Origin of the sequence: Treponema sp., from assembly GCF_045657965.1 — a bacterium.
GTDB lineage: Bacteria > Spirochaetota > Spirochaetia > Treponematales > Treponemataceae > Treponema_D.
In genome coordinates, this window is the sequence record NZ_JAZOUG010000050.1 from 1 (window position 1) to 3,629 (window position 3,629).

Here is a 3,629-nt window from a genome sequence, read left to right on the forward strand (position 1 = left end):
CCCTGAGTTCCAACCAGTGTGAAGCCGAGATTCTTCAGAGTTTTTCCGATTTCGAGAACCTGATCTTTCTGGCCTTCCTTGTTGCTAAGGGAAATAAGAACCTTCTTGTTTTCCCAGGCAGCTGGTGCGTGTGGCAACTCGCTTCCGGCAGCTTCCTGTGACTTGTAGAATGCCAGCGGGAAGTTTTCAGCAAGCCCGAGAACTTCACCAGTTGAACGCATTTCAGGTCCAAGAATTGGGTCAACTCCAGGGAAGCGTGCCCATGGCAATACAGCCTCTTTTGCTCCGTAGTAAGGAATCTTCTTGTCTTTGAGGCCGAGTGATTCAAGTGATTCACCAAGCATCATGCGTGTAGCAAGGCGGGCCATCTGAGTGTCACAAACTTTTGATACAAGCGGAACAGTGCGGCTTGCACGAGGGTTTGCTTCAATTACATAAACCTTTCCGTTTTCGATAGCGTACTGCATGTTCATCAAACCGCAAACGTGCAAAGACTCAGCAATCTTCTTTGTATATTCTTTGATTGTTGCAAGGTTATCAGCAGGAATGCTTACTGGAGGAATTACACAAGCAGAGTCACCAGAGTGAATACCAGCAAGCTCAACGTGCTCCATAACAGCAGGAATGTAAACGTGAGTTGAATCAGCCAGAGCATCTGCTTCGCATTCAAGGGCATTCTTAAGGAAGCGGTCGATCAAAAGCGGGCGGTCTGGAGTTACACCAACAGCCTTTTCAACGTATTCCTTCAAAGTTGCTTCATCATAAATTACTTCCATTCCGCGTCCACCAAGAACGAATGAAGGACGAATCATGATTGGGTAGCCGATCTTGTCAGCGCAAGCCTTAGCTTCCTCAAAGTTGATTGCCATTCCGCTTTCTGGCATTGGGATCTCAAGTTTTTCCATCATGTGGCGGAAGAGGTCGCGGTCTTCGGCGATGTCGATTGAGTCAATTGATGTACCGAGGATGTTTACGCCGTTCTCCTGAAGCTCGCGTGCAATATTAAGTGGAGTCTGTCCACCGAACTGAACGATAACTCCGAATGGCTTTTCCTTCTCATAAATCTGAAGAACGTCTTCTGTTGTAACTGGTTCAAAGTAAAGTTTGTCAGAAGTATCATAGTCAGTAGATACAGTTTCCGGGTTACAGTTTACGATGATTGTCTCGTAGCCTAGTTCCTTCAACTGCATAGCCGCATGACAGCAGCAGTAGTCAAACTCAATACCCTGACCAATTCTGTTAGGACCACCACCCAAAATCATAATCTTCTGGATAAAAATGATGAGGGGGGAAAGCCTTCCCCCTGGGTTCAACCCGCTACGCGGTTTTCACCACACCCCTTTCTCCTAGGGCTCCGCCCTTAGACCCGAAAGGTAAATTGCTGTCGCAATTTTTTATTTTATCCCGCCCGCCCCGCCTGAAGCGTTTACATAATTCCTCTACATCAACTTTGTCATTCCTTCAATATGCCACTTCCATTCCTTTACCAACCATTCTGGTTTGATAGGCTTTGCATTGCATCCGTTAGAAAGAACCCATGATTTTATTTTCAAAAACTGAGAGGAATCAAACTCAATTGTAGTCTTGTTTTCATCTTCCTTGAAAACTTGTGAATCAGCCCAGATTTTTTCTTTTACAAGAAGTCGTGCTTCGTTATAGAACTCGATTACATAATGCTCTGCTTTTTTGCTGAAAACAGCTCCAAAGTTACCGTCTTTACATCGGCTTTCAAATTCATAATTTTCTGGAAGTTCAAATTCATCTTCTGTAACTACAGCATTTTTCATTCTTACAAGTGAAAAAATACGTTCTGCCTGCCTAAGTTCATCGAAGCCGAAAAGATAGCATACCCCTTCATCCAAAACAAGCTGATATGGTCTTAGTCTGCGTTGCTCGGTTTTTTTGCCCCATCGGTCTGTATAATCAAACTGAAGAATATGATTTTGATTTAATGAATCCTGAATACTATTCCATATTTCTTGATTTACATTTGTTTCTACAGTTGGTGCAACTGCTATGCGGTTCATCAAGGCTGTATTTTTTCCTTCCATTGCATTTGAAGAAAGTAAATCAAGCATTGAACAGGCTTCTTCATAAATCGGTGTATTCTTGTAATGAGAAAGAAGGACCTTAGCCGAAAGCATAACACGCAAGTCTTTATCTGAAAGATGATTCTGCATTGAAGGTTCAAAGGCTTCTGTATAATAGTAGCCTTTGTGTGTAAAATCATATTCGATTGGAGCATACATTCTGTCCCGCATGTAGTCTAAATCTCGGCTGATTGTTGCAAGTCCAGATTCCAATTCATAAGCAAGCTGTTTTGTGTTTGGATAACAGCCACTTTTGATTTTGCGGTGGATATGAGAAATGCGTTCCAGCATTCTATAAGTTATCTTTGTCTGTGTACTCATACGTCGTTACGCTCCGTTTGCGTAATAGGAAATTATTATCTAGCGCGCTTACGCACCCGATGCATGATTCATATTATAGCACACAAATCTATCATTATATGAGAGAGTGAAAATTATTTTATTCTTTTACAAACTCCAAGAACTCAGCCGGAGTCATAACCCGAACAGCGGAAGTTTTGTAGTCAGCTTGATTTCTTGTGATAATAAAGTCTGCCCTGATTTGCTGAGCTACCTCATGCTGAACAGAATCTTCAAAATCGCTCCAATCAGAATCCAATGCACGGCGAATACACGTTTCATCAACACCTGCAACAAACACCGTCTTTAAAAGATTCTGCATGATTTGTTTCGTTGCTTCCGCATCCTTTAAAGTCTTTTTTACGATATAGAAAATATCAGTACACGATGCCGCCGAAATATAAAAATCATAGCCTTTATCGCAATAGGCAAGGACAGAGTTTGATTCTTCAAAAAAAGCGGAATTTTCAAGCATAACATCGAGGACAAGATTAGTGTCTATAAATACTGTCATAAGCCGTATCGCTCCGCAAGCCTTTCTTCTCGGATTTCTGCAATGGTAATCGGCTTGCTCATTTTGAGTACGCCTTTTATCGCTTTCAGTCCTTTGAGGCGTTCACTTGCCGTGATTTGTGATTTTTGAACGACAGGCTGCATTTTCGGTTTTTCTACGATTCGTATTAAAATCTCGCTTCCGTTGAAATTACGCAATCCGTCATCAAGTGTAACGACAGTATTTCCGTCAATATATCCTTCTAAAGCATACATAGAACACCTCCTTGATTCAAAATCTAGATATATTATAACACATTTTGGGGATTTTTGTTTAAACTTGTAACTTATTGACAAAACTTGTGCTTTGTGTGTGTTTTTCTACAGCCCTATCGTTTTAAGAGAGAGTTATTGTATTAAACTTAGTCCGTTTACAATAATAAAAACAACACTGGGGAGAAATAGTATGCCAAAATCAAAGCAAAAGAAATTTAGAAACAATAAATTTTGCAAAGATTTCACATTTGATTCATTTATCACTTGTGAAGCTAATAAGTTTGTGGTAACAATGCCTGTCGAAATAGCAAGGAATCCAGGAAAATTCTACGATCCTTTTTTGATTTATGGTGAAAGTGGTGTTGGGAAAACATATCTTGCACAGGCAATCGGGAATTATATTTGTGCAAATAGCAAGGAAAAGTCGGATCG

5 protein-coding genes are annotated in these 3,629 nt (G+C 40.9%); 1 reads left to right on the forward strand and 4 read right to left on the reverse strand.

Features of this window, described 5'->3' with window-relative positions; genetic code table 11:
• From carB to ACKI5B_RS01855, 4 genes are all read right to left on the reverse strand, one after another.
• A partial coding sequence (gene carB / locus ACKI5B_RS01840) for a carbamoyl-phosphate synthase large subunit (protein WP_407425253.1) occupies window positions 1-1,262 on the reverse strand: 1,262 nt, incomplete at its 3' end.
• A 177-nt stretch (window positions 1,263-1,439) separates the two neighbouring features.
• Window positions 1,440-2,411 carry a helix-turn-helix transcriptional regulator gene (locus ACKI5B_RS01845; protein WP_407425255.1) on the reverse strand — a complete coding sequence of 324 codons (972 nt, stop codon included), beginning with the start codon at window positions 2,409-2,411 and terminating at the stop codon, window positions 1,440-1,442.
• A gap of 118 nt (window positions 2,412-2,529) precedes the next feature.
• Entirely contained in the window at window positions 2,530-2,943 is a 414-nt protein-coding gene (locus ACKI5B_RS01850) for a PIN domain-containing protein (protein ID WP_407425257.1), read from the reverse strand.
• Window positions 2,940-3,197, reverse strand: coding sequence for a hypothetical protein (locus ACKI5B_RS01855; protein WP_296845138.1), 258 nt, complete (start codon window positions 3,195-3,197; stop codon window positions 2,940-2,942). Before ACKI5B_RS01855 ends, ACKI5B_RS01850 begins: the two co-directional genes overlap by 4 nt.
• A 190-nt stretch (window positions 3,198-3,387) precedes the next feature.
• Between ACKI5B_RS01855 and ACKI5B_RS01860 the strand changes: the two genes are divergently transcribed.
• The coding region (locus tag ACKI5B_RS01860; protein ID WP_407425259.1) for a DnaA ATPase domain-containing protein at window positions 3,388-3,629 on the forward strand (242 nt) is incomplete at its 3' end.

What these genes read in the sequence shown, in the direction of transcription:
- ACKI5B_RS01845 (WP_407425255.1), bottom strand. Translation starts at nt 2,411, where the DNA reads ATGAGTACACAGACAAAGATAACTTATAGAATGCTGGAACGCATTTCT.
- ACKI5B_RS01850 (WP_407425257.1), bottom strand. Translation starts at nt 2,943, where the DNA reads ATGACAGTATTTATAGACACTAATCTTGTCCTCGATGTTATGCTTGAA.
- ACKI5B_RS01855 (WP_296845138.1), bottom strand. Translation starts at nt 3,197, where the DNA reads ATGTATGCTTTAGAAGGATATATTGACGGAAATACTGTCGTTACACTT.